Origin of the sequence: Peribacillus sp. NPDC006672 (genome assembly GCF_050274955.1) — a bacterium.
Taxonomy (GTDB): Bacteria; Bacillota; Bacilli; order Bacillales; family DSM-1321; genus Peribacillus.
The window spans coordinates 135,172-161,490 of sequence record NZ_JBNNOR010000001.1; the positions used below are offsets into that span (position 1 = coordinate 135,172).

Annotated in this window: 25 protein-coding genes, 1 pseudogene and 1 riboswitch; of the genes and pseudogenes, 20 read left to right on the forward strand and 6 right to left on the reverse strand. The window is 42.1% G+C overall.

Going from position 1 to position 26,319, the window contains the following annotated elements; all coding sequences use genetic code 11:
• Positions 1-9: 9 nt before the first annotated feature.
• Positions 10-1,266 carry a tyrosine--tRNA ligase gene (gene tyrS, locus ACQKKK_RS00715; RefSeq protein WP_427613335.1) on the forward strand — a complete coding sequence of 419 codons (1,257 nt, stop codon included), beginning with the start codon at positions 10-12 and terminating at the stop codon, positions 1,264-1,266.
• Positions 1,267-1,362: 96 nt separating this feature from the next.
• On the opposite strand, the gene rpsD is transcribed toward tyrS, so the two are convergent.
• Together rpsD and ACQKKK_RS00725 are read right to left on the reverse strand one after the other, a co-directional pair.
• On the reverse strand, positions 1,363-1,965 hold the full coding sequence (rpsD, locus tag ACQKKK_RS00720; RefSeq protein WP_427613337.1) for a 30S ribosomal protein S4: 603 nt from the start codon (positions 1,963-1,965) through the stop codon (positions 1,363-1,365).
• 559 nt (positions 1,966-2,524) lie between these two features.
• The gene (locus ACQKKK_RS00725; RefSeq protein WP_427613338.1) at positions 2,525-3,004 is read right to left on the reverse strand and encodes a GAF domain-containing protein; all 480 of its coding nucleotides are present in this window, start codon (positions 3,002-3,004) and stop codon (positions 2,525-2,527) included.
• Positions 3,005-3,158: 154 nt separating this feature from the next.
• Between ACQKKK_RS00725 and refZ the strand changes: the two genes are divergently transcribed.
• Positions 3,159-3,815 carry a forespore capture DNA-binding protein RefZ gene (gene refZ / locus ACQKKK_RS00730; RefSeq protein ID WP_427613339.1) on the forward strand — a complete coding sequence of 219 codons (657 nt, stop codon included), beginning with the start codon at positions 3,159-3,161 and terminating at the stop codon, positions 3,813-3,815.
• A 1-nt stretch (position 3,816) separates the two neighbouring features.
• On the opposite strand, the gene hisJ is transcribed toward refZ, so the two are convergent.
• Complete coding sequence (gene hisJ, locus ACQKKK_RS00735; RefSeq protein ID WP_427613341.1) at positions 3,817-4,620, reverse strand: histidinol-phosphatase HisJ; 804 nt, start codon at positions 4,618-4,620, stop codon at positions 3,817-3,819.
• Positions 4,621-4,788: 168 nt separating this feature from the next.
• Between hisJ and ezrA the strand changes: the two genes are divergently transcribed.
• The 4 genes from ezrA to ACQKKK_RS00755 all read left to right on the forward strand — a co-directional run bounded on the left by ezrA (position 4,789) and on the right by ACQKKK_RS00755 (position 9,375).
• Positions 4,789-6,483 carry a septation ring formation regulator EzrA gene (gene ezrA, locus ACQKKK_RS00740; RefSeq protein WP_427613343.1) on the forward strand — a complete coding sequence of 565 codons (1,695 nt, stop codon included), beginning with the start codon at positions 4,789-4,791 and terminating at the stop codon, positions 6,481-6,483.
• A 246-nt stretch (positions 6,484-6,729) separates the two neighbouring features.
• Positions 6,730-7,878: a cysteine desulfurase family protein gene (locus ACQKKK_RS00745; RefSeq protein WP_427613344.1), complete on the forward strand. Its 1,149-nt coding sequence runs from the start codon at positions 6,730-6,732 to the stop codon at positions 7,876-7,878.
• Positions 7,875-9,086, forward strand: coding sequence for a tRNA uracil 4-sulfurtransferase ThiI (thiI, locus tag ACQKKK_RS00750; RefSeq protein ID WP_427613345.1), 1,212 nt, complete (start codon positions 7,875-7,877; stop codon positions 9,084-9,086). The genes ACQKKK_RS00745 and thiI overlap by 4 nt, the downstream gene beginning before the upstream one ends.
• An 82-nt stretch (positions 9,087-9,168) precedes the next feature.
• Positions 9,169-9,375, forward strand: a complete 207-nt coding sequence (locus ACQKKK_RS00755; RefSeq protein WP_125160175.1) for an alpha/beta-type small acid-soluble spore protein — start codon at positions 9,169-9,171, stop codon at positions 9,373-9,375.
• Between the two features lie 114 nt (positions 9,376-9,489).
• On the opposite strand, the pseudogene ACQKKK_RS00760 reads toward ACQKKK_RS00755, so the two are convergent.
• A pseudogene (locus ACQKKK_RS00760) lies at positions 9,490-9,936 on the reverse strand (transposase); the annotation flags it as partial.
• Between the two features lie 316 nt (positions 9,937-10,252).
• On the opposite strand from ACQKKK_RS00760, the gene mbcS reads away from it, so the two are divergent.
• The 3 genes from mbcS to rarD all read left to right on the forward strand — a co-directional run bounded on the left by mbcS (position 10,253) and on the right by rarD (position 14,594).
• Positions 10,253-11,836 carry an acyl-CoA synthetase MbcS gene (gene mbcS / locus ACQKKK_RS00765; protein WP_427613347.1) on the forward strand — a complete coding sequence of 528 codons (1,584 nt, stop codon included), beginning with the start codon at positions 10,253-10,255 and terminating at the stop codon, positions 11,834-11,836.
• Between the two features lie 148 nt (positions 11,837-11,984).
• Positions 11,985-13,586 carry an amidohydrolase gene (locus ACQKKK_RS00770; protein ID WP_427613349.1) on the forward strand — a complete coding sequence of 534 codons (1,602 nt, stop codon included), beginning with the start codon at positions 11,985-11,987 and terminating at the stop codon, positions 13,584-13,586.
• Between the two features lie 78 nt (positions 13,587-13,664).
• Positions 13,665-14,594, forward strand: a complete 930-nt coding sequence (rarD, locus tag ACQKKK_RS00775; RefSeq protein ID WP_427613351.1) for an EamA family transporter RarD — start codon at positions 13,665-13,667, stop codon at positions 14,592-14,594.
• 88 nt (positions 14,595-14,682) lie between these two features.
• On the opposite strand, the gene ACQKKK_RS00780 is transcribed toward rarD, so the two are convergent.
• Positions 14,683-15,510 (reverse strand): protein-glutamine gamma-glutamyltransferase, encoded by an 828-nt coding sequence (locus tag ACQKKK_RS00780; protein ID WP_427613353.1) that lies wholly within the window; start codon positions 15,508-15,510, stop codon positions 14,683-14,685.
• A gap of 237 nt (positions 15,511-15,747) precedes the next feature.
• A riboswitch (TPP riboswitch) is annotated at positions 15,748-15,857 on the forward strand.
• A 132-nt stretch (positions 15,858-15,989) separates the two neighbouring features.
• Between ACQKKK_RS00780 and ACQKKK_RS00785 the strand changes: the two genes are divergently transcribed.
• The 5 genes from ACQKKK_RS00785 to ACQKKK_RS00805 are packed head-to-tail and all read left to right on the forward strand — an operon-like array spanning position 15,990 to position 19,582.
• Positions 15,990-16,994 carry an ABC transporter substrate-binding protein gene (locus ACQKKK_RS00785; protein ID WP_427613354.1) on the forward strand — a complete coding sequence of 335 codons (1,005 nt, stop codon included), beginning with the start codon at positions 15,990-15,992 and terminating at the stop codon, positions 16,992-16,994.
• An 11-nt stretch (positions 16,995-17,005) separates the two neighbouring features.
• Complete coding sequence (locus ACQKKK_RS00790; protein ID WP_427613356.1) at positions 17,006-17,290, forward strand: thiamine-binding protein; 285 nt, start codon at positions 17,006-17,008, stop codon at positions 17,288-17,290.
• Entirely contained in the window at positions 17,287-18,069 is a 783-nt protein-coding gene (locus tag ACQKKK_RS00795; RefSeq protein WP_427613358.1) for an ABC transporter permease, read from the forward strand. The genes ACQKKK_RS00790 and ACQKKK_RS00795 overlap by 4 nt, the downstream gene beginning before the upstream one ends.
• Positions 18,053-18,793: an ABC transporter ATP-binding protein gene (locus ACQKKK_RS00800; protein WP_427613360.1), complete on the forward strand. Its 741-nt coding sequence runs from the start codon at positions 18,053-18,055 to the stop codon at positions 18,791-18,793. Before ACQKKK_RS00795 ends, ACQKKK_RS00800 begins: the two co-directional genes overlap by 17 nt.
• An 18-nt stretch (positions 18,794-18,811) precedes the next feature.
• Positions 18,812-19,582 (forward strand): TatD family hydrolase, encoded by a 771-nt coding sequence (locus ACQKKK_RS00805; RefSeq protein WP_427613362.1) that lies wholly within the window; start codon positions 18,812-18,814, stop codon positions 19,580-19,582.
• Between the two features lie 878 nt (positions 19,583-20,460).
• On the opposite strand, the gene ACQKKK_RS00810 is transcribed toward ACQKKK_RS00805, so the two are convergent.
• Complete coding sequence (locus ACQKKK_RS00810; RefSeq protein WP_427614034.1) at positions 20,461-21,261, reverse strand: NAD kinase; 801 nt, start codon at positions 21,259-21,261, stop codon at positions 20,461-20,463.
• Between the two features lie 202 nt (positions 21,262-21,463).
• Between ACQKKK_RS00810 and sppA the strand changes: the two genes are divergently transcribed.
• The 6 genes from sppA (at position 21,464) to ACQKKK_RS00840 (ending at position 26,275) form a co-directional block, all read left to right on the forward strand.
• Positions 21,464-22,465 (forward strand): signal peptide peptidase SppA, encoded by a 1,002-nt coding sequence (gene sppA / locus ACQKKK_RS00815; protein WP_427613364.1) that lies wholly within the window; start codon positions 21,464-21,466, stop codon positions 22,463-22,465.
• A gap of 12 nt (positions 22,466-22,477) precedes the next feature.
• Positions 22,478-23,017: an RDD family protein gene (locus ACQKKK_RS00820; RefSeq protein ID WP_427613365.1), complete on the forward strand. Its 540-nt coding sequence runs from the start codon at positions 22,478-22,480 to the stop codon at positions 23,015-23,017.
• Positions 23,018-23,118: 101 nt separating this feature from the next.
• On the forward strand, positions 23,119-23,811 hold the full coding sequence (locus ACQKKK_RS00825; RefSeq protein ID WP_427613367.1) for a DUF2953 domain-containing protein: 693 nt from the start codon (positions 23,119-23,121) through the stop codon (positions 23,809-23,811).
• A 15-nt stretch (positions 23,812-23,826) separates the two neighbouring features.
• The gene (gene ytfJ, locus ACQKKK_RS00830) at positions 23,827-24,294 is read left to right on the forward strand and encodes a GerW family sporulation protein (protein ID WP_427613369.1); all 468 of its coding nucleotides are present in this window, start codon (positions 23,827-23,829) and stop codon (positions 24,292-24,294) included.
• Positions 24,295-24,459: 165 nt separating this feature from the next.
• Entirely contained in the window at positions 24,460-24,960 is a 501-nt protein-coding gene (gene tpx, locus ACQKKK_RS00835; RefSeq protein WP_427613371.1) for a thiol peroxidase, read from the forward strand.
• A gap of 328 nt (positions 24,961-25,288) precedes the next feature.
• Entirely contained in the window at positions 25,289-26,275 is a 987-nt protein-coding gene (locus tag ACQKKK_RS00840) for a class I SAM-dependent methyltransferase (RefSeq protein ID WP_427613373.1), read from the forward strand.
• Positions 26,276-26,319: the final 44 nt, after the last annotated feature.

Genomic DNA, 26,319 nt, shown 5'->3' on the forward strand with positions numbered 1-26,319 from the left:
AATTATAAAATGGAATTGCTAAAGGAACTTGAGTGGAGAGGGATTATTTATCAACAAACGGATGAAGAGGGTTTTAAGGACCTTTTAGAAAAAGAGAAAATTTCTTTATACTGTGGTGTAGATCCAACCGCGGATAGTATGCACATCGGACATCTACTGCCATTCTTGACAATGCGCCGTTTCCAGCAGCACGGTCATCGTCCTCTTGTGCTTGTAGGAGGAGCGACTGGACTTATCGGTGATCCAAGCGGTAAAAAAGAGGAACGCCAGCTGCAAACTCTGGAAAAAGTGCTCTATAATGCCGACTGCCTAAAAGGACAGCTATCCCACATCTTTGAATTCGACGGTGAAAATGGTGCTGTCATGGTCAATAACTATGACTGGATAGGTAAAATCGACATGGTTACGTTCTTGCGTGATTACGGGAAATACATCGGCATTAACTACATGTTGGCAAAAGACACGGTTGCTTCCCGTTTGGAAACAGGGATTTCTTTTACGGAATTCGCGTATACAATTTTACAAGGGATCGACTTTGGTCATTTATACGATAATCATGACTGTAAGTTGCAAATTGGCGGAAGTGATCAGTGGGGCAATATTACGACCGGTCTTGAAATGATTCGTAAATCGCATGACGAGGAAGCAAAAGCGTTCGGCATGACGATTCCGCTTGTGACGAAAGCGGACGGAACGAAATTTGGTAAAACGGAAGGCGGAGCGATTTGGCTTGACCCAGAAAAGACGACTCCGTATGAATTTTACCAATTCTGGATCAATACAGCGGATGCTGATGTCGTGAAATACTTGAAATTCTTCACATTCCTATCACGTGAAGTAATTGAAGAGTTAGAGCAATCCGTGCAGACTGAACCGCATTTACGTAAAGCGCAAAAAGCCTTAGGGGAAGAAATGACCCGTTTGATTCATGGTCAGGAAGCTCTTGATCAAGCAATCAAAATCTCTGCCGCCCTATTCAGCGGTGAGGTGAAGAATTTAAGTGCAGCGGAAATCAAAGTGGGCTTTAAAGATGTCCCTAGCTTCGAACGTGAAAGCAAGGAAGATATCGGTTTGGTCGATTTAATCGTTGAAGCGAAAATTTCCCCATCAAAGCGTCAAGCCCGTGAAGATATTCAGAATGGGGCAATCTCCATAAATGGGGAGAAAGTGACTGATCTGCAATATGTAGTGACGGAAGCTGCCAAGATTGAAGGGGAGTTCATCCTCGTTCGACGCGGTAAAAAGAAATATACATTAGTGAAATGATTGTTCAAGGCCCGGCTGAATTACAGCCGGGCCTTATTTTGAAATGTTTAGGTGCAAAAAAAAAGCCCCCATCCAAGGATGGGGGTTTTGAAGTTATTAACGAGAGTAGAACTCAACGATAAGAGCTTCGTTAATTTCAGCAGGCAATTCAGAACGTTCTGGTAAACGAGTGAAAGTACCTTCTAATTTCTCAGCATCGAAAGTAAGGAAATCAGGTACGAAGTTAGTTGCTTCAACTGATTCTTTGATGATTGAGAAGTTGCGTGATTTTTCACGAACTGCGATTGTTTGTCCAAGAGTCACTTTGTAAGATGGAATGTCTACGCGGCTTCCGTCTACAGTGATGTGACCGTGGTTAACAAGTTGACGTGCTTGACGACGTGTACGAGCTAAACCAAGACGGTAAACTAGGTTATCAAGACGTGATTCAAGAAGAACCATGAAGTTTTCACCATGTACACCTTTAAGTTTGCCAGCGCGGTCGAACATTGAACGGAATTGACGTTCAGTGATTCCGTACATGTGACGAAGTTTTTGTTTCTCTTGTAGTTGCATTCCGTATTCAGAAATTTTTCTACGTTGGTTAGGACCATGTTGTCCTGGAGCATAAGGGCGTTTTTCTAATTCTTTACCAGTACCTGTTAGGGAAATTCCTAAACGACGGGATAGTTTCCAGCTTGGGCCAGTATAACGAGCCATAGGATGACTCCTCCTTTAAATGTTTTTATTTTGGTAAAATAAAAACCGTGTGAATGAACGATCATGACCATTTTGTTTTCATGTACCTTCGCCCTAGCAGCAGAGAGTTACGAGATACACCTCTGTATTGAGGAACAAAATGAGAACATAAAGGCTGTCACATAGGCTGCAATATTTTACACAAGGAATATTGTATAATATTCTGCTCAATGAGTCAAGGACAGTTGTGATTAATTAAAAGAATAAGGGGAAGAGAATCGCAGCGGGAAGATATATTACATTTAAAAAATACTATTTTAAAATTTTATGGATGGTTTCCCTTGGGAGCCCTTATAGGTATCGTTCGGGCATAGTTCTTTTGCATCGCTTTTTCCGGATCGTATAAATATCAAAAAAATAGGAAGTAATCGGTGTATCCCATTGGGCACAAGGGCAATCGGATATGTGATAGAGGTTGTCGAAAGGGGCGATGAAGCGTTATATATTGGGAAGAATTCAGGGAAGGACCAGATACATTAATGGAGAGGGGAGCAGGCAAGGATTGCCGCTCCCTTTACCTTTATAATTGCCTGGAAAGGATTTCTGCAAACTTCTCCAGTCCCTGCTGATCGATTTCGTCAAATCGGTCCGTGACCGGGCTGTCGATATCGAGGACACCGAACAATTTGCCATCCTTCATGAGCGGTATGACAATTTCAGATCGCGATGCTGCGTCGCAGGCGATATGTCCAGGGAATTGATGGACATCCTCGATGCGCAGGGTTTTTCCAGTTGCCGCTGATGTCCCGCATACGCCTTTACCCATTGGGATGCGGACACAGGCTGGAAGTCCCTGGAAGGGTCCCAATATTAATTGGCTATCTTCGTATAAATAAAAGCCGACCCAGTTAATCTCATCGAGAAACTGATTAAGTAGAGCTGCTGCATTGCTTAAATTGGCTATCTGGTTCGTTTCATCCTCGATTAAGGCAAAAAGTTGTTTCTGGACAAGATCATAGTTTTTTTCTTTTTTTTCTTGATACTTTTCGACATTAAACAAAAGCGTTCACCTATCTTCCGCATATTAATACAGCACTTTCTAATTATGTTGCTTTATTGTTGGGAAATTGTCGAGAACTTACTAAAGGATTCAGGCTCTTCATTGCAGAAATAGTCCGTAAGACCTGTCTCAAAGAAAGCGAGGGATTGCCTAAATGAATCGCCAGACGCCAACGAAACAAGCCATTGTGGAAGCTGCATTGCATTTATTTCATTTAAAAGGCTATCATGCCACATCCATACGGGATATTGCGAACAAAGCGAAAGTGAACGCTGCAAATATTGCCTACTATTTTAAGAATAAGCAGGGTTTGCTGGAATTCTGTTTCACTTCCTATTTAGAAGAGTATATCCTGGTCCTTGATACGAACATGACACTGCTGGACCTTAAAGGCCCCCAGCATTGCTTGATGAATCTAGTAAAGGATATTCTCGCTTTCCAGAGGGAAAACTTCCTGGCTGCACGGTTCATATATGGGGAATCTTCACTGGATTCCAATTTAAACCGGGAAATTCATTCGACTTATTTTACAAAGGAAAAGTCTTATTTTCAATATGTTTTGGAACAAGGGATTAAGAGCAGGAGTTTCCAGCAGGTCTCCATTCCCATGTATATGCTCCAGTTGAAGGGCCTGCTAACAGCTCCTGTCCTCCATACCCATTATGCGATGGATGTGCTTCACGTGTTCCCGCAGGAAGCCTATTACACGAATATTTATGCCAATGAAGTCGGACGTTTTCTGCAAGATACCCTTTTCATTGCTGAAGACCTACAGCCACTGTTAGCGGGCCGGCCTGAAGTGTATACATGAGTTACCCATTGAACTCTGCAATCAGCGCCTGATGGCCCTGACCCAAATCTTTAGCCTGATGGGCATCGGAACCATAAACAAGCGGAATGCCGAGATCCATTGCACGCTTTGCGAACCTTTCTGGAGGATAAGGCTCACGGCATAGCGGCTTTACAAGGCCAGCTCCATTATAATCAAGTTCATACTTTTGTTCCTTGATCAAATCCAGCACCTTGTAAACGTGCTCGTCAAAACTTAATGCTGGCGGATATCGATGCTGGAATTTATGGACAAGCGTAATATGCCCGATCCGCTTAGGTTTATAAATGCCTAAATCAGCTTTTATCGATTTTTCCAGAGTATCGTAATATTTGGCATACACCGATTCGACTGAACCTAGTTCATCGGCAATCTCACCAAACCCATTTTCACTGTAATCGATGCAATGCCAACTGCTTTGATGCTTGATGAAATGGACGGAAAGTATACTGTCATCAAGGAATTCTCCGATTTCGTCGAGGAATTCTTTTGTTTCTTTTTCATGACCCTCTATAAAGTCGACCTCTAGACCACTTTTGATCCTGATTTTGTCTTTATAGCGTTCTTTCAGTACGTGGAGCTCCTGAAAGTAATCCAGGAGCAGGGCAGCGTCCATGCCGCTGTCTTTTTCAGGCGTAGGATCTTGAAAGTCTCGCGGCAATGGAGCATGTTCCGTAAATGTGATTTCCTTTAATCCTAGCTCGATTCCCCGCGTAATATATTCATCGAATTTATCCGTAGAGCCGTGAGGGCAAAACGGAGTATGTACATGACCGTCAGCTTTCATAGTCCTTCCCTCCCAAAAAACAGGTATTTGTAGCAATTTTCTACAAAAAATTCATTTTTCTCATCAAAAATTATTGTTAACATGGTATCATAAAAGCATTAAATTTAACATTTTTAAAATTGATATATAAACAAGCAAGACTGTAAGGACTAGAACAGGGGGCTTACCATGGATTACATACTTGGGGTAATTGTATTAATTTTGATTTTCATCATTTGGGGTTATTTTTTCAAAAAGAGATATTTTAAAGAGATCGATCGACTGGAATCCTGGAAAATAAGCATCATGCACCGCCCCGTGCTAGAAGAGCTTTCTAAAGTCAAACAATTGAACATGACAGGTGAAACAGAGGAAATGTTCGAAAACTGGCGCATTGAATGGGACGCTATCATTACGGACCATATGCCCGAAGTCGAAGAGCTTTTATTCGATGCCGAGGAGTTCATCGATAAATACCGTTTCAGCCGGTCAAAAGAAGTACAGCGCAAAATTACAGTCAAGCTGAATGAAATCGAGGAAATGATCAAAAAGATTCTATACGAATTGAATGAACTCGTAGGCAGTGAGGAAAAGAACCGATTGGAAATTGAGGATATTAAAGAATCCTACCGTCAATTGAAGAAGTCCTTGCTTGCACACAGGCATAATTACGGGAAAGCGGCTGATAAGCTGGAAAATTCCTTGGATGAAGTATTGGAGATCCTTCAGAAGTATGAAGAAGAGACTGTGAACGGGAATTATTTGAATGCGAGGGAACTCGTTCTCTCCATTAAGGAAAAATTGGCGGTCTTGGCCGTTAAAATGGAGATGCTCCCAAAATTATTGGTTGATAGTCAATCCGATCTGCGTTCCCAGCTTCATGAATTGAAGGATGGGTATGAGGAGATGTCGGGACAGGGGTATTTGTTGAGTCATATCCAATTCGATCAGGAAATAACAAGGCTTGAGGAAGAACTGGATCTTTATAAAACACAATTGGAAAATGCCGAAACGGAAGCTGTGGATAAAGGCATTAAAGATATGCGCGAAAGCATTGAGGTGCTTTATGACCTATTGGAGAAAGAAGTGCTTTCAAAACAGTATATCTTGAAAAATGATGAAGTCCTCAGGAAAACGATAAGTGACCTTGAATACGAAAACGATAAACTTAAAGTTGAAACCATACATGTTCAGCACACGTATCATCTAACGGAAAATGAGCTAGATGCACAACGGAAGATGGAAAAGCAGATTGCCCAGATTTCGAAACGCCATCAATTGCTCGCCTTGAAGATGGAGGATAATGTGATGGCAAGCTCGTTTATCAGCGAAGAGATGCAGGGGCTGGAAGTACAGCTGAAAGAATTACAGGAAAATCAGAAAGAATTCACCATTAAATTACAGGCTTTACGAAAAGATGAAATGGATGCCAGGGATTCACTGGCCGAATTGAAACGCAAAATGGTCGATACTGGCCGTTTGATTGCAAAGAGCAATATTCCAGGTCTTCCTGAAGAGTATAAAGTGGTGCTATCTGATGCCAAGGAAAGCATGGACGACGTTCAGGGTAAACTTGAAGAGAAGCCGCTTGACATGGCCGCTGTTTATATTTATTTGGAAAAAGCGGTTCAACAGGTGAGTAAGGTCCACGAAAAAGCTCATGAATTGATCGAACATATGTATTTGGCCGAAAAAGTGATTCAATTCGGCAACCGTTATCGCAGCAGTCACGATACAGTTGCCGATAGTCTCAGGGAAGCAGAAGCCAAATTCCGAAGCTATGAATACCAGGCTGCATTGGAAACGGCAGCCACGGCCATTGAAAAGGTCGACCCAGGTAGTTTACGAAAAATTGGAGCGAACATAGAAGAAGTTCTCTCCTGAAAACCCGCCATGGCGGGTTTTTTCTTTTACCGGATCCTGAATTAGTTTTCTATCAAAATTGAAAAATGGAATCGACAGGGCGGGAAGTGTATCATTAAGAAAGCATGTCTCCATTTGTTCATGGACCAGTGTTTTACATTCTCTTTCAAATCCAATTATGTTAATATTAGAAGTCGCAACAGCTACACTTGAAACGGCATTTAGAAGAGTGACCAACATAGATACAAAAACATGGAAGGTGAACCCATGATTTATTTTGACAATAGTGCAACAACAAAACCATATCCTGAAGTAATCGAATCATTCATGAAGGTTTCTTCGGACTATTTTGGGAACCCCTCTTCGCTGCATGGACTTGGGGTGCAATCCGAAAAATTACTTTCTGCTGCAAGAAAGCAAATCGCTGATTTATTAAAGGTGAAGAGCTCGGAAATATATTTCACTTCCGGGGGGACGGAAGGGAATAATCTTGCCATTAAAGGAGCCGCCCTTTCTCAAAGAAATCGGGGAAAACACATAATCACGACGGCAATCGAACATCCTTCTGTAGAAGACGCATGCCAATCATTGACGAAAATGGGTTATGAGATCACATATCTTCCCGTTAACGAATTTGGGCAAATTGATATAAACGATCTTAAGCATGCATTGAGGGAAGATACCATTTTAGTATCCGCCATGCATGTTAATAATGAAGTTGGCTCAATCCAGCCGATTGCTGAAATGGGAAAATTGTTAAAGCAATACCCACACGTGCTCTTTCATGTCGATAATGTGCAGGGGGCAGGCAAAGTTTCTTTATCAATACGTGATGCCAATGTGGATTTATGTACAATTTCCGGACACAAGCTGCACGGCTTGAAGGGGACGGGCATCCTTTATGTTCGTGAAGGCGTTCGGGTCGATCCGCTTTTCCACGGTGGCAATCAAGAAACGAAAATCAGGAGCGGCACCGAAAATGTTGCGGGAATCGTCGCCCTTTCGAAGGCTTTTCGTATTAGTATGAGCAATCAATTGCTGTATCATGATAAGCTGCAGCAAATCAAAAATTATTTATATAAAGGTTTGAAGGAACTGGACGGGGTGTTGATTAACAGTCCTGAAAAAGGTGCACCACATATTGTGAATTTTTCCGTACCGGGACTTAAATCAGAGGTATTGCTGCATGCACTTGAATCGGAAGGGATATATGTTTCGACGACTAGTGCCTGTTCTTCGAAAAAAAGGACGGTAAGCAAAACGGTGGATGCGATGTTCCATAACCAAGCTCGTTCCGAAAGTGTCATCCGAATCAGTACTACCTATGGCAATGAGATGGAAGAAGCGAAGCAAGTTCTGGCGGCGATACAGAAAATAGTCGCTAATTTAGAAAAAATAATGAGGGTTGCAAAATGAAATTTGATCATATAATTATCCGTTATGGAGAAATCTCCACGAAAAAAAGAAACCGTAAAGGCTTTGTAGACAAAATGAAGGCGCATATCCGCTGGAGTTTAAAGGATATTGAAGGGGTAGTGCTTACAGCCAACAGGGAGCGGATGTACGTTCTCCTGAACGGTGTGGACCATGAGCCTGTCATTGACCGATTGAAAGGCATTTTTGGGATCCAGTCTTTAAGCCCTGCGATAAAAATTGAACGTGACTTAGAAGTGATGAAAACGGCAGCGTTGTATTACCTTAATCATACTCTTGAGGAGGTAAATACATTCAAAATCACGACAAAACGTGCAGATAAGGATTTCCCATATAATACCGATGAAATTAACAGGGCACTAGGCGGGCATTTGCTTCGGAATACAGAAAATTTAAAAGTGGATGTAAAGAACCCTGATTTGAATCTGCTGGTAGAAGTGAGACGCGAAGCTGTGTATTTGACGGGTGAAATCATCCAGGGGGCAGGCGGTCTTCCATTTGGTTCAAGCGGAAAGGCAATGCTGATGCTTTCAGGCGGGATTGATAGCCCTGTTGCGGGATTCCTTTCGATGAAACGCGGATTGGACGTAGAAGCGATTCATTTTTACAGCCCGCCTTTCACAAGTGAGCGTTCACGTCAAAAGGTCATTGATCTGGCGGGCAAGCTTGCTGAAATAAGTGGAAGCATGAAAGTGCATATCGTTCCATTTACGGAAATTCAATTATTGATTCAAAAGCAGATTCCGGAAAACTACTCAATGACAACAACTCGCCGTTTAATGATGCGGGTCGCCGATCAAATCCGTGAAAAGGAAGAAGCCATGGCACTGATCACCGGTGAAAGCCTTGGACAGGTTGCGAGCCAGACGATGAGCAGCATGTTTGCCATCAATGAGGTAACGAATACACCGATCCTGCGTCCGCTGATTACGATGGATAAAACGGAAATCATCAAAATCGCAAGAGAGCTTGATACTTTTGAAATATCCAATCTGCCGTACGAAGATTGTTGTACGGTCTTTACGCCGGCAAGCCCAAAAACAAAACCGAAACGTGAAAAAGTCAATTACTATGAGAGCTTCGTCGACTTTGAATCATTGATTGAAAAAGCGGTCTCCGAAACAGAAATATTGACGGTTAAACCGGGTCAGACATTTGATAAGGAAGAAGCGATGGAAGACTTGTTTTAATATCCTGTAATTACCAATGATATTGTGCGAATGAAGCCATGTGTTTTAACACACTCTATAATCACAAGGAGGTGAAAAACACATGGCAAACAACAACAGCTCAAACGAATTATTGGTACCTGGAGTAGAACAAGCTCTAGAACAAATGAAATATGAAATCGCTTCTGAATTCGGTGTACAACTTGGTGCCGACACAACATCTCGCGCTAACGGATCAGTTGGAGGAGAAATCACAAAACGCCTTGTTCAAATGGCTGAACAACAATTAGGCGGAGGTTTTAACAGATAATTTAATAATATGGCTACAGAGAGCGGGTTAAAAAACCCGCTCTCTTCAGTTTGCAGACAAAAGGGGTTCGGAATTAAAACTCCGAACCCCTTTTGAAATTCCCTTTGGGACGTGTGTTTTGTAAGCTGCATCTGCTGCCAACCGCTTCAGGTTTTCCAACTTTCTCAATCACTTGTTCAACAAGGGTAAGATAGGGACGATCATACGTATTTCCCGGTGTTACAATCGTCCCCAGCACAAAACCGTTGCGGTCTGCAGCCGATGAAACGAATAAGCAAACTGTTTTGTTCGTTCATCTTTTACATAGTAGCCACTCTCAGAGTCAGTTGTACTTTCTTTAAACTCTTTGGTTTCTTCTTTATCAAATTTATTCGGTGGAAAAGGCTTCTTTCCATTGTTTTCACGATCTTGATTTATTTCTTCTTGAAGGCATGCTCGTGTTTCCTTCCGAACGATTTTCTTTTCGAATTTTCGCTTATTCACACGGGCTTTCACATGTGTTGAATCAACGAATACGTGCTCGGTACTTATATAGAATGATGTTTCGAAAGCATCGTCATCCCCTCAAGTTTTAATACTCCTATTTTAAAATAAAAAAGACTATAGGCAAAAGCGGTTATATTTAAATGTTAAAACAAAGTTGATTGGAGCGGGTGTTCGAGACTCCTGCGGGAAAAGCGAGTCACGGGAGACCCCGCAGGCTGAAAGCGAGTTCCCTACGTTCCAATCAACGGCCACATTGTACAAGCCATAGTATAAAGAGAGCGGGTTCTAAAAACCCGCTCTCTTTATTTATTTGTAAAAATACATGGATATATTAGAGAAGTATCTTGTATAATGAGTAGGTACTAAGAGTTCATAAATGGAGGGGAAGAAAATGAAGCGTAAAGATTTATTAGCTCCGGAACATTACAACTTAGTGAGTGAAATGGAACGTTTTGCAAAAGATCCGGAAAAAGTTGCTGTACTTTGGGAGAACGAAACCGGAGATAAAAAACAACTTACATATGAGAATTTATTAAAGAGTGCAAATAAAATTGGAAATGCCTTCAAGAAAAAAGGGCTGGGTAAAGGTGATACGGTCCTTATCATAATCCCTCGTTTGGTAGAAGCTTATCAAGTGTATTTAGCCGCATTAAAAATTGGCATGATTGTCATACCTTGTTCTGAAATGCTTCGTGCGAAGGACTTGCAGTATCGAGTCAATCACGGTGAAGTTAAAGGAATCATCAGTTTTCATGAATATACTCATGAATTGAATGAAATAGAGGGAGCGGAAAGCCTTCTGAAGTTTTCAATCGGAAAACGAATGGAAAATTGGCTGGATTTGAATGAGCTTGCCGATGATGAATCCGATCAGCTGCCAATGGCCGACACGAAGAGTGAGGATATGGCGTTCTTATCGTATACTTCCGGAACGACAGGTAATCCAAAAGGGGTCGTCCATACACACGGATGGGCTTATGCCCATTTGAAAACGTCTGCTGCAAACTGGCTGGGCATCAGCGAAGGGGATGTGGTTTGGGCAACGGCAGGCCCAGGGTGGCAAAAGTGGATCTGGAGTCCTTTCCTGGCTGTGCTGGGAACGGGTGCAACCGGTCTTGCCTATCATGGGAAGTTCGAGGCGAAAAAATATCTTCAGCTGCTTCAGGACTACAAAGTGAATGCGTTATGCTGCACACCAACCGAGTATCGGTTGATGGCAAAGGTGGATAACCTTGATGACTATAATTTATCCCATCTTCATAGTGCAGTATCAGCGGGAGAGCCTTTAAATCAAAAAGTGTTCGAGGTATTTAAAAACCATTTCCATATTGAAGTGCGCGATGGATATGGACAAACCGAAAATACCCTTTTGGTTGGTGTAACAAAAGGCATGGATATTAAATTGGGTTCCATGGGCAAACCGACTCCGGGCAACCATGTGGAAATCATTGATGATTCAGGTAAACCCTGTTCTCCTGGTGTAGTGGGGGATATTGCCGTACATGTCGATACACCTGCTCTCTTTAAAGAATATTTTAAAGATCCCGAGCGGACATCGAAGCAATTTCGTGGGGACTATTATATCACCGGCGATCAGGCGAAAAAGGATGAAGATGGTTATTTCTGGTTTGAGGGTCGTTCTGATGATATCATCATCAGTTCGGGATATACCATTGGACCGTTTGAAGTGGAAGATGCACTCGTTAAGCATCCATATGTTAAAGAGTGTGCCGTTATAGCAAGTCCTGATGAAATAAGGGGAAATGTGGTCAAGGCGTATGTCGTCTTGATGGATGATATCGATCCGGACAGCCAAGATTTGATCAAAACGCTTCAATCGCACGTGAAAGAATTGACTGCTCCATATAAATATCCAAGGAAAATCGAATTTTTAGATGAGCTGCCCAAAACGACATCGGGTAAAATCAAACGGGTGGATTTACGGAAAAGGGAAGAAGCTCTACTTAATAATTAACGAAAGCATTTCCGTCAGCCCCCGGCTGACGTTTTTTTATTAACAGAGGCTTGCATAAAATCATAAATATGGGAATCCGCGAATTGAGATGGTACACTTACTGCATATCTGAAGGTCAAGAATCATTTAATAAGGAGTGTAGAGCCGGATGGGAACGTTATGGTTCAATGGGTCGATTTATACGATGGTTAAAGAAAAAGATCAAGTGGAGGCACTCTTCACTGAAAAGGGGATAATTGTTGATACCGGCAGCATTGACTATTTAGAAAGTAAATATGCCGGCAATATTTCCAGGGAAATCGACTTAAAAGGACAAACGATGCTGCCGGGGTTAGTGGATAGCCACCTTCATTTGGTCGGACATGGTGAAAGACTGCTTCGGCTAGACCTCTCTTTGATGGATAGCAGGGAGTCCATCATGAATGCCTTGAAGGAAAAGTGTTCAAAGACCCCTGCTGGAAAGTGGATTGTTGCTGAGGGGTGGAATGAAAATGAATGGCCCAGTCCTGAATTGATTTTACGGGATGAGCTTGACGCGATATCGACAGAACATCCCATCGTATTGAAAAGGATCTGCCGTCATGCATTGGTGGTCAATTCCTGCGCCCTTTTGGAAGCGGGTATTAAAGAAGATATAAAAGAACCGTCAGGCGGGGTGATCTGCCGCTATCCAGAAGGACGGTTAAATGGTTTATTTAAAGAAAACCAGGCGCAGAACCTGATTTTAGAAAGCCTTCCAGGCATTGACCAAGAGTATATCGAAAACGCACTCATAGAGGCCATAGAAGACGCATATAAGCTAGGTTTGACTGGCGGGCATACTGAAGACCTGCATTACTATAATGGCTTCCTGTCGACATATCAAGCGTTTAAATCGGTAATCGAGGACCGGGAAATGACCTTTCGCGCCAATTTACTCGTCCATCACGAAGCGTTCGAAGAAATGCTGAAAGCAGGCGGCAGCTATCAAGAGGGTACGCGATATATCAAATTCGACAGCATGAAGATATTTACCGACGGCTCCTTAGGCGGGCGCACAGCCCTGTTGAGCGAGCCTTATGCAGATCAAAGGGATACGAACGGTGTCGCGATATTCACTGAGCATGAGCTTCAGGAATGGGTGAAAAAAGCAAGGGATGCCGGAATGCCGATTGCTGTCCATGCCATTGGCGATCTCGCTTTTGAATACGTCTTGAATGCAGTTGAAGCCATCCCCCCAAAAGAGGGACAGCGGGACCGGCTCATCCATGCGCAGATCGTCCGGCCGGAGCTGTTGGAGCGGGCGGCAAGACTGCAGGTCATTTTTGATATCCAACCAGGTTTCGTCACGTCCGATTTTCCATGGGTGGAAGAAAAGGTTCCAGCCAATCTATTGGATTCCTCCTATGCCTGGAAAACCTATTTGAATATGGGCATCATTTGTGCTGGAGGTTCAGATGCGCCTATAGAGCCATTAAATCCAATTTTGGGCATCCATGCTGCTGTCACAAGGACGAAAATCAACAGTGAGGACAGAACCGTATATGGTTTGGATCAAAGGCTCTCCGTTCATGATGCCTTCGCACTTTATACAAAAGGGAGTGCTGCGGCTATCGGCCAGGAAAAACGCCGAGGTCAGATCCTCAAAGGGTACGATGCAGATTTTACCGTGTTTAATCTGGATGTCTTTGCTGTTGCGCCGGATGATCTCCTGAAAGCTGAGGCGGTCATGACGGTCATCGATGACAGAATCGTGTATGATAAAAAATAACAGTTGCAAAAAAAGAAATGGATATGCAAAATAGTTAGATGGAATTCGATAAAGGAATTAATGGAAAGAAGGCAGGTTATGAAAGTGGATGAACAAAAAGAAGGAGCGATCTATGCAGCTCTTTCTTATATGATGTGGGGAGTCGTGCCAATTTACTGGAAGTTCCTTCAGGGAGTAGGAGCTACAGAAATTTTGGCTCAAAGGGTATTATGGTCTTTCGTCTTCATGCTGGTTTTATTGATGTTCATGAAAAAAGGGCAAGCGTTTCTTGATTATGTCAAAAACATATTGGGAAATCCCAAACTCTTTGCGGCATTACTAACGGCCGCACTGCTCGTTACAGCTAATTGGGGAGTGTTCATCTGGGCCGTTAACTCAGGACGGATCCTCGACACGAGCCTTGGATATTATATCAATCCGCTAGTCAGTGTACTATTGGGAGTGATAGTCTTGAAAGAGAAATTGAGCGGGGCACAGATCATGTCGTTCGTGCTTGCAGGAATCGGGGTCTTGATCCTTGGCATTCATTTCGGTACCATCCCGTGGGTCTCTCTTGTTTTGGCCATGACCTTTGGATTATACGGTCTGGCAAAAAAAATGATCAAAGCCGAATCAGCGATCGGGCTGACGCTCGAAACGATGATGGTAACGCCTCTTGCCTTGGGTTACCTGATATACTTGATGAACCAATCAGAAATGCAATTCTTTACAGCAGGAAGCACAAGTTTGCTGTTGGTGGGCGGTGGGATTGTCACGGCCTTGCCTCTTTTATATTTTGCAAAAGGGGCGGAGAAGATCCCGTTATCGATGCTTGGGATTTTTCAGTATATCGCTCCGACCTTATCCTTATTGATCGGGGTATTCGTCTATCATGAAAGTTTTACAAAAGCGCATCTTTTAGCCTTTTTGTTCATATGGTCAGCCTTGGCTGTTTATACACTATCCATTACGAAATGGGGTCAGGCAAGTGCACGCAGGTTTAAAGGCAAAGGGAATATCGGTGCGTGAATAAGAAAAAATGCTTGGTGGTTCCATCCCCAAGCATTTTTATTTGCCAATATTTAAAGAAACCGGTTTTACAGCGGAAGTGCTTGAGTCATGAAAGGTAAATCTTCGGACCTATTTCAGAAACAATCAAATCAGATAGGCTGACAAGACCGTGGACGGGCTTTGCACGGGAGGGATTTGGTTGGAATTGTCTATAGTAGGAACTATCCAAGCTAATGATATGTTTTGTCAGGAATGCTGAGATGGTGGCATTCGGCTTTCTATTGCTATTTAGTTCATCGATGATACCTTGTGAATTGGTAATCCCGATTCCGTGGCCATAAAGGAGGTCTTCTCCTAATAATATTGCATTCTCACCTTGCCATTCAGGTGTTTCCTCATCGTGATCAGGGTTTTTGAAGTAAAGGCAATCCCCTGGTAAATAATCCGTTCCTTGATGAACATGAAGAGCCATATTCTCTGGAGGGCGCCAGTCATATAGAAAAAGGTTTGAAAAAAGGTAGTCGAAATTCCTAGGGCCGATTAAATCCAAGATGGCCTTTAAAAAAGTGATGACTATCGCTGTACCGCATTCGAAAGCGTAAAGTGTTCCATTCAAGAAAATGTCCAGGAGTGCAGCATGAGGGGCAATCCCTGGCTGAAGTGTGAAGGTGCCATCCTTTGAAAGGCGCCAATATTGTTTATTGGATGCCGATTCCTCAAGTGTGGAAAATTCTGCATCACTTTTATCCAACGCAAAAGCTGCCTCGATGACTCGGTGCCTCAGTTGTATATCGAAATTAAGGTTTCCAAAGCTCCGATATTCAAAAATGTTAGAATCTTCCGCCAGCAATTGGAGAATTTCAAGCGATTTAGCAGGTGCTATACCTGGTTGGATGTGACTGACATCTAACCATTTGTGATTAATCTTAATCATGATCATATCCACCTTTTGCTTTTGAAATTAAGGGTTTATAAAACCAGTACACAAAAATGTCCACAGGTTATGCTCATTATATGAATACCTGCAAGGAAATGACTATTTAAACGTGTCAGGCACATAAACGAGAATGATTGGAATGGCATGAAAACCTTTCTAATTAATGAGAAGAAGCAAATTAGTATTCCCTTTTCTCCATGAATTGATATAATGGGAGAGAAAAGTTCATATGTACGAGAAATGTAGGGGGGCCAGTACTGCTGGCTGAGATTGCGTCCTTTAGATGCTGACTCTTTGAACCTGATCTGGATGATGCCAGCGGAGGGAACATATTATTACTGACTATCTGTTTTGTATGTTAAACGTCCGAATTCATCTTCGGGCGTTTTTTGTTTTTTACCGGTATTGGAATGGACCCTGGCGCCCCATTATGGTACGGCATATGGATCTTATATGATGTGTAGGAGGATAATAGCTTGAATAAATTCTTACCACTGTTAACTTCGTTGTTCCTTTTGGCTGGATGTGGGGCAGGCGGAACTAATGAAAAAGAAGAATCATCTAAAAAAGAAGGCAATAAAGAATTAAAAAAGGTATCGGTCGTGCTTGATTGGACACCGAATACAAACCATACAGGATTGTATGTAGCCAAGGAAAAAGGATATTTCAAAGAACAAGGTCTGGATGTGGAAATTATCATGCCAGGCGAAGCTGGAGCTGATAAGCTTGTGGCTTCAGGGAAGTCTGAATTCGGCGTGAGCTACCAGGAGGGCATTACGCAGGCCCGCGTGCAAGGCGTGCCGATTGTTTCGCTAGCTGCTGTCATCCAGCATAATACCTCTGGATTCGCTTCACCTTCGGCAAAAAAAATTAAAACTCCCAAGGATTTTGAAGGGAAAACGTATGGTGGCTGGGGGTCTCCAGTTGAAAAGGCCGTTATTGATTCACTTATGAAGAAAGAAAATGCCGATGCAAATAAAGTGGATATAGTGAATACAGGGGACACAGATTTTTTCACTTCGGTTAAAAGGGATATAGATTTTGCCTGGATTTATTATGGGTGGACAGGTATCGAGGCTGAGTTGCGAAATGAAAAGCTTAATATGGTTTACTTAACCGAATACTCTGATAAGCTTGATTACTATACGCCTGTTTTGACAACAAATGAAAAGATGATTAAAGAGGATCCTGAAACTGTTAAAGCATTCGTTCATGCAGCTTCGAAAGGGTACCAGTTTGCGATTAAGAATCCTGATGATGCAGCAGACATATTAATTAAGTCTGCACCTGATCTAGATCCAAAACTAGTGAAGAAAAGCCAGGAGTGGCTTGCAGATAAGTATCAGGATGATGCTCCGCGTTGGGGTGAACAAAAGCTTGAAATCTGGAAGAATTACAGTGATTGGATGACGGAAAATAAGCTTCTTGAAGGTGATTTCAATCCTGAAAAGGCATTTACCAATGAATTTTTACCAAAATAGGAGGAAATACAATGGCCAATTCATTAATTAGTATACAGATTATTCCTAAAGGGGAAAATGTCATCCCTTTGGTCGATGAAGCAATCAAGATCATTGATGAATCAGGTGTTAAGTATGAGGTTCACCCGCTAGAAACAACAATGGAGGGTGAGCTATCCGAGCTTCTGTCGGTTATAGAAAAAATGAATGTAAGAATGATTGAAATAGGTTCGCCGAATGTCATTTCCCAAGTGAAGATACTATATCAGCCGAGCGGGATTACGATGGATACGTTAACGGAGAAATATCGGGCATGATCAAAAGGGGAATTTGGAAGAAGGGGGCTCCCTTCTTTCTTTTATTATGTTTACTGATAGTATGGGAGTCAATGACAGTCTTATTAAAGGTTGAAGAATGGCTGCTTCCCGCTCCATCAGCCATTTTCATCGAAGGAATTGAGTCGTCCCGTAATCTTTTTGGACACCTTATATCAACAACTGAGCTTTCGTTATCGGGTTTTCTTATTGGAAGCTGTATCGGCTTATTAATTGCGGCAATCTTACACCTATTTCCAGGTGTGAAGGACGCGGTTTATCCTCTGCTCATACTATCACAAAATATACCAATCATAGTTTTGGCACCGCTTTTAGTGATCTGGTTTGGCTTTGGCATGCTGCCTAAGTTAATTGTGATTTCACTCGTATGTTTTTTTCCGGTTGCGGTTGCTTCATTGGATGGTTTTCGCCAGACACCTTACGAACTTAAGCATTATTTCAAGATGATGGGAGCGGGGAAAAACCAGTTATTTTGGAAGCTGGAACTACCCCACTCGATCCCGTTCATATTCTCAGGCCTGAAAATTGCGGCCACCTATAGTGTAATGGGTGCGGTTATTTCGGAATGGCTTGGGGCAAAATCGGGGATTGGTGTTTATATGACGCTCGCTTCCTCTGCGTTTAGGACAGATCGGGTGTTTGTTGCCATTTTCATCATTATGGGAATGAGCCTTCTCTTTTTTGGAATCATTACATTCCTGGAGAAATATTTAGTTTCATGGAAGAGAAAGGAGGGTGAAAAGGATGAAGCTGGAAATTAAAGATGTCTCCTTTTCTTTCGATGGTAAACAGAATATTTTAGAGAATATGAATTTCCATGTGGATGATGGGGAATTTGTCACAATCCTAGGACCATCTGGCAGCGGTAAAAGTACGTTGTTCCACTTGATCGGCGGTATTTTGAAGCCGGATCAGGGCATCATTTCGTTGGATGGTAAAAGAATAAATGGCTTTAAGGGCCATATAAGCTATATGCCGCAGCAGCCTTCCCTTTTACCTTGGAGAACGGTTTTGGATAATGTTTTGCTTGGAAGTGAGCTTGCTGGGATAAGAGACAAAGAAATGGCAAAAGCCCTTTTGATGAAAGCTGGATTAGAAGAGTATGGGAAGGCATATCCGCACGAATTATCTGGGGGCATGAAGCAAAGGGCCGCATTCATTCGAAGCATCTTAAGTCAACAGGACTTGATGTGCCTGGACGAACCCTTTTCTGCTTTGGATGAACTGACAAGATTGGAAATGCAAAAATGGCTGTTGTCTGTTTGGGAACAAAATCGGAAATCTGTGCTTTTTGTTACCCACAGCATTGATGAAGCGGTATTTCTTTCCAATAGAATATATGTGCTATCTGCAAAACCTGCAACTGTCATTAAAGAAGTGGTGGTGCCATTCCCAAGGCCAAGAAGTGAGGAACAATTTCTTAGTGATGAATTTTTAAATTTGAAGCGAGAATTATATGCCGCACTAAAGCCAACCATTTCTTAAGTCAGGAGGAAATTAAAAATGAAGCTCATCGACAGCCATATCCACTTGGATATGTATGATGAAAGTGAACAGAAAGTGATTCTCTCTGATATGGAAAAGGTGCATTTGGAATCTTTGCTGACAGTTTCCATGAATTTGGCCTCTTCCATTAACAATGACCAGCTTTCACTCAAAGATTCACGAATTAAGCCTGCCTTTGGCTTTCATCCCGAGCAGCCCCTGCCGAGTAAAGAGGAAGTGAACGAATTATTGTATTGGATGTGGGAACATCGTCATAATATGGTTGCTGTAGGTGAGATCGGACTCCCGTATTACTTAAGGCAGGAAAATCCCAATATGGATACGTCAGGTTATGTAGAGATACTGGAGAGGATGCTGGCTTTTGCTAAAGAGGTCGAAAAGCCGGTTATCCTTCATGCCGTCCATGGCGATGCACCCATCGTTTGTGACCTTTTGGAAAAGCATCAAATAACAAAGGCACACTTTCATTGGTTTAAAGGTGATATCCGGACAGTCGAAAGAATGGCCGAAAAGGGGTACCGCATTTCGATTACACCTGATGTTTGTTATGAGAGGGAAATACAGGAATTGGTTTTTGCATACCCACTTAAGCTGATGATGATTGAAACGGATGGCCCATGGCCGTTTGAAGGGGTTTTCAAAGGGAAATGGACGCACCCGGGCATGATGCATGAAAGTGTTCGTCAAATTGCTTCGATTAAAGGATTGCCAATTGAGGATGTCTATGAAACCCTTTATCAAAATACGAAAGATTTTTATCATATATAAAAAGGTACCGGCCATCATGAACTATACCCCGGATAACCGACACACATAAAAATTGTCACTTATGGGCTGTTGATAATCTAAAAGGAATTTCTTAAACCTGTATGGAATTTATTTTATGTAGGTTTAAGAATGTACAATTTGGCCGTTGATTTCCACTTCAGGTACTCGCTTTCCGCGGGCGGTCGGGGAGCCTCCTCGGCTTGCGCCTGCGGGGTCTCCCCTAGACACGCATTTCCCGCAGGAGTCTCGTACCTTCCGTTCCAATCAACTTTGTTTTAACTATTAGATAGAATCGCTTCTAATCTTTTTTGTGTTAATAGGAGTATTAAAACTTGAGGTTAAGACGTTGCTTTCGAAATATCATTCTATTCAGCGAGAACAACTTGAAATGATTACTTTGGATTAACTGGTGCCAGCGAACCATTGGTGCGTAAAATGTTTTAACAATTAGATATAACCGCTTTAGCCTACAGCTTTGAAAGGTTTTCTTACGGAATGCCGTGGAAAAAGGAGTAAAGGACCTTCTTCCAAGCCGCAGTCTGTAGAGGACCAACTTAGGAAGGCCGAAGCGAGAATCCAATTCCTTGAAGCAGAATATGACTTCCTAAAAAAGCTGGAAGAGTTAGAAAGGCGGGCAGTGAAAAAGAAATCATTCTAACTGCAGCCGAGAGGTTCTATCTGATTGAAAGAACGATCAGGCAATACCAGTTAAAGAAGGCTGTTTCCTATCTATACAAATTGGCTGGTGTATGTCGAAGTGGCTACTATGATTGGTTAAAGGCAGCTCCAAACCGTGAGCTACGCGAAGAACAGGATGATTTGGACATAATCGTAAAATGAGGCACAGTTCATCATTGAACTGTGCCTTTTTGGTCAGTTCAAAGAAAGGTCCTTTTAACCTTTTCCCAAAAGGAATTGTCCTTAAGTTTAACGGTCTTGATGACTTTACCGCTTAACCGGACCTTGACCTTTTCGACATGATTGATGCTTAAGGCTTCATTGTCCATTCCAATGATCGGGTAGCTTGGCCCGTTTTGTTCAAGGTGGACGGTCAACGTCTTATTGCCGCTTAGGATGAATGAAGAACCTAGGGTCCGATATGTATTATTATTGATGGAAGCGAGCTCGCTCACTTGAAAGCAAGGGAGAAGGGGATCCACAACGGCCCCGTTGACCGACTTATTATAGGCGGTGCTTCCGGTCGGAGTCGCAATGATGATTCCGTCGCCGCGAAAAGTTTCAAAATGGAGTTGATCAATGAAAATATCCATGATGAACGTTTTGGTTATGGAAGTCCGGATGCTGAGTTCATTGAGGGCATAAAAGGAGGGCTGATCGTCCAACTGGATATCGATGGTTGGATATTTACGCACCTCGATTTGCTCTCTTGTCATGGCATCGATCATTTTATCTGTGTCTTCCAAGTGGAAATCGCAATACATATTCAAGTTACCTGTGGTTGATATGCCTGCATATAAACAATCATCCCTGAACCCGGTTTTACGTGCTGCCTGTAGGAATGTGCCGTCATCACCTATGCTTACGATGATGTTTGCTTTTGTGAAATCTTGGATGACTTCATATGAATGCTGTTTCGCCAAGTCCGACAAGTATTCGATTTTGTTAAGCATGTTTGCATTCGGTGCATGGAAAAAATAAATATTCCTTCGAGTGTTCATCATGTTCCCCCTAGTATTAAAGTGATGAAAGGGCTTTCTTTTTCCTGTTCAGGAAAATGCAGATCGTGCAAAATGCACCAATGCATTTCCAATTAGAGGATTCTTTGCTACAATTTTATATGTCTAGTTTATCATGGAATGAAACATTCGTGTATGCAGTTCGTATGATAAGAAGGATACATATATTTAAGGGGGAAAACAGATGAATGGAAAGCGTTGGGCAGCACTTGGAATTGCAGCCGTGTTATTTTTTGTTTCTATTGCTGTAGGGACGGCAACGACTCTATATACAGCGGATATGGAAAATATCATTGATGAATTATTTGCTTCTGAAAGTGCATTTAGCGAGGAAGTCATAGAAGGCGATGATTTTTCTAATGTTATTGCAGTATTCGATGTAGAGGGAACGATTCAAGATACAGGAGAAGCTTCATTACTAAGTTCAGCAACATATAATCACCGTGCCTTCATGGATAAGCTGAAGATGGCAGAGGAAAATGATGATATCAAAGGAATCATACTAAGGGTGAATTCTCCTGGCGGCGGTGTCGTCGAAAGTGCTGAGATCTATGACAAGATCCTTGATATTAAAAAAGTGAAAAAACCTGTCTATGTTTCAATGGGGTCAATGGCGGCTTCCGGCGGATATTATATTTCTGCGCCAGCCGATAAGATTTACGCCAGCCCAGAAACGATGACGGGGTCACTAGGTGTCATCATGCAAGGGTATAATTACGAGAAATTAGCCAAGAAGTATGGCGTTGAGTTCGAAACCATCAAAAGCGGGCCACACAAAGATATTATGAGCCCGACCCGGGAAATGACTGGAGAAGAACGCGAAATACTCCAAGACATGATTAATAATTCTTATGATCAATTTGTAAAAATCATTGCAGACGGACGCGGTATGACGGAGAAGGAAGTAAGGGAAATCGCCGATGGCCGCATTTATGATGGGCGTCAGGCTAAAGAAAACCATTTAATAGATGATTTCGGCCATTTGGATGATGTAATTGCCGCGATGAAATCGGATATCGGTAAAAAAGATGCTCAAGTTATCCGTTATACCGATGAGGCAGGTTTCGGTTCATTATTCAGTATGGGAGCGCAAAAAATGTTGGGAAATGATGTGGAAACGGCAATCTTGACAAAAATCCTTTCCTCTTCAAATTCTCCACGCTTAATGTATTTGTATGCGGAATAGGGGGGCTGAAGGATGACGGAACGAAATGAAATCAATGAACAAATAGCTTCATCCAATCTAATGGCAGATCAAGAGGTTCCCGTTCAGCAGGAATTTACGCCAGCCAAGCAGGTCGTGGATGATGGCGGAGTCAAGAGAGTGCATTTTGCTGGATTTTGGATGAGGTTTTGGGCCTATTTAGTTGATCTGTTGGTTATCGGAAGTTTGAATCGGATTTTGATTCATCCCATCTTCAAGTTTTATGAAGGAACAGATGATCTTTGGTTTTCCGCAGAAGGCTTACTAACAGGGATCGTATTCTTCTTATACTTTGTTTTGATGACTAAATTCTTGAACCAAACCCTTGGTAAGATGATTTTTGGACTGAAAGTCGTTACATTTAAGGAAGAGACAAAAACCATTTCTTGGGGTACGGTATTGTTCAGGGAGCTGATTGGCCGCTATATTTCAAAAGTCACTTGGATTGGCTATCTCCTGGCAGGCTTATTACCGAATAAACAGGCTTTGCATGATGTCTTTGCAGACACGGGTGTTGTTTTGACCAGAAGATGATATTTTCCATTCATAAATCTGTAAGAGCGTGTTTTTTGCTTTTGCAGGTTTATTTTTTTTTGCATTGGCCGATAATGATAGGCTGAAAGGGTGTGGGGTGCATGATGTGGGTTTTGTTGATTATAGGTATCCTCATTTTGGTGCTGCTTATTCTTATTTTCACTAAAGTAAGAGTGTACATTGACTACAAACGCGTCCAAGCGAATGACAAAATACATATTAAATTATCAGCTTGGTATGGACTTATTCACTATACATTCAAAATCCCGGTCATTAAAAAGGATGATGACTCGGGGGCTATAGTAGTAAAGGAAGAGCAAGAAATGAAGGGAAAAACCAAAAAAGAAGATATGAAAAAAATCACACCCGATGATTTGCGTGACGGATTCGCTGACATGAAGGAGATGCTTCAGCATATAGTCGGATTTCATAGGATCGTCCGTCATTTCATAGGGAAAGTCCAAGTTAAAAAATTCAGCTGGCATAGTATGGTCGGTACTAAAAATGCTGCACATACCGGTGTTTTAACTGGAGCATGCTGGGCACTTAAAGGTTCAATCATCGGTTTGCTGACAACCTATTTCAACTTCCGGATCATGCCCACATATTCCATTACACCTGACTTTCAAAGATGGCAGGCCAATACGTCGATTTCCTGCATATTACAATTTAGAATCGGGCAGGCTATGGTGACTGGAATAAAACTGCTTCGTTATTGGAAAGGCGGAAAGCCGCAATTCAGGTCCAGGAAATTAGCGAAGCTATCAGGTGATTCCAATAAACAATCGTTCTAGAGTGGAGGAATTTAAATGTCAGATCATCCGATTCAAGGTTTAATGAAAGAAGCGATGGAAAATCTGAAAGAAATGGTCGATGTGAACACGATCATCGGTGATCCGGTGGAGACTCCGGATGGAAGTGTCATTTTAACCGTATCCAAAGTTGGATTTGGTTTTGCAGCCGGTGGAAGCGAATTTGTAATGGATGGAAACCATCAAGTACATCAAGGTGATTCCAAGCAGCCTTTTGGCGGCGGTAGCGGCGGTGGGGTTTCCATAACACCAATTGCCTTTTTGATTGTCGGTTCCCATGGGGTGAAAATGATTCATCTTGATGAAGGTACGCATCTTCTCGAAAAAATGATGGATTTAGCTCCTCAAGTCGTCGATAAAATTCAGTCCATGCTATCCAAAAAAGAAAGTAGCAATCAAAGGCAAGGCAGCAGTCAACCAAATGTAAAAAGGTACCAAGAACCTAAACAGGATTTAGATTTCTAACTGCGACTCGGCATCCGCCGAGTTTTCTTTTTGCTGTAATATGCTTGCACCATTTACAAACATGTGAACCGCCAATCCACTTTTCCTAATTCAATTAATTGCAAAATTCCGGTAAAACCAATATTATTATGCTTGTACATATAGCAGAAAGAGGAGGAATTTTTAATGGCTTCAGTAACATTTAAAAACAACCCGGTCACTTTAGTGGGACAAGAACTAAAAGTTGGGGACAAAGCACCTGATTTTACGGTATTGGCTAATGACTTATCACCGGTTACATTAAGCGACTCCAAAGGTTCTGTCCGCATTATCAGTGTAGTTCCATCTGTCGATACAGGTGTATGTGATGCACAGACGCGTAAATTCAATGAAGAAGCGGCAAAATTGGATAATGTAAAAGTTCTGACGATCAGTAATGATCTTCCTTTTGCGCAAAAACGCTGGTGTGCTGCTAGTGGCCTTGACAATGTTCAAGTTCTTTCCGATCACCGTGACCTTTCATTCGGTGAAGCCTATGGTGTCGTCATGCAAGAACTTCGTCTATTGGCGCGCTCTGTGTTCGTTGTAAACAGCTTTGATGAAATCACATATGTAGAATATGTTAGTGAAGGTACCAACCATCCAAATTACGAGGGTGCAATCGAAGCGGCTAAAGCAGCAAAATAAGATGCGAATTCTTAGAAACCGGGCGCAATGTGTCCGGTTTTTTTGTTTTAATGTTTAAAAGGAGAATAGCGTTCATAGGTTATTAAATTCTAACCGCAAATAAAAACTAGAAATCCCCACTTTAGAATCTTTTAGTATTATCCACACTGTAAAACTAATATATTTACCTTTTTTACTAATGATTTAAAATTTTTTAAAAAAAGCGGCTCGATTCAAATAGGAAAACAGTACGTTAAACAAACGAAGAATGATAAGCAGGACGTACGACTTGTATCTCTTTCTTCTTACCTATAAAATAGGGACAGAAGCAAACAGGAGGAATTAATAAGTGAAGTCTACCCCAGTTGAACAATTATTTTATGAATTTGATGAAACAGCCCAAATATTGCAAAGTGAATTATCATGTACGTATCTGGATGCCCTAGGTGAAACGGGTGAGAATTTCTTCCAGGGGAAAGTCCTGCAGGAGGAAATCAGTGAAGTATCGAAGAAAAGGTTAGTTAAGCATTATGCGGATTTTTCACCAGAGAAATATGAGAAGGAAGCAATTCGTAAAGCGTACCAGCTTGCTATTTTAAAAGGCATGCAGGAGAGCGTCCAACCCAATCATCATATGACCCCGGATGCAGTCGGCATGTTCGTCAGCTATTTAGTCGGTAAATTCACCAAGGATCAAAAAGAATTGGTCATGCTCGATCCTGCCGTCGGAACGGGGAACTTACTATTTGCGATCTTGAATCAACTTACTGATAAAAGTATCGCATCATATGGTGTCGAGATTGATGAAACCTTGATCAGGCTTGCTTATGCAGGTGCCAACCTGCAAGAACATCCGCTGCAATTTTTCAACCAGGACAGCTTGGAGCCACTTTTCATCGATCCTTCCGATGTTGTGGTCAGTGATTTGCCGATTGGCTATTATCCGAATGATGTGCGTGCAGCTGAATATGAATTAAAGGCTGATAATGGACATTCGTATGCACATCATTTGTTTATTGAGCAAAGTGTTAAACATGTGAAGGATGGCGGTCACCTTTTCTTCATTGTCCCAAATAATCTGTTCGTCTCGGAGGAAGCGCCGAAACTCAATGATTTCCTGAAGAAGCATACACATATCCAAGGGATGGTGCAACTGCCGCTTTCCATGTTTAAGAGTGAAGCGGCTGCGAAAAGCATCCTGATCCTTCAAAAGAAAAAAGAGGGGATCGAAGCTCCGAAGAAGGCACTGCTTGTACAACTTCCGAAGTTATCGGATTTCGAAGCGACTAGCTCTGTCATGCAGCAGATGGATGAATGGTTTAAAGAGGAAAAGTAGTCAATGAAAGCTGATGTCATAGGCATTGGCTTTCATTTTTTTTT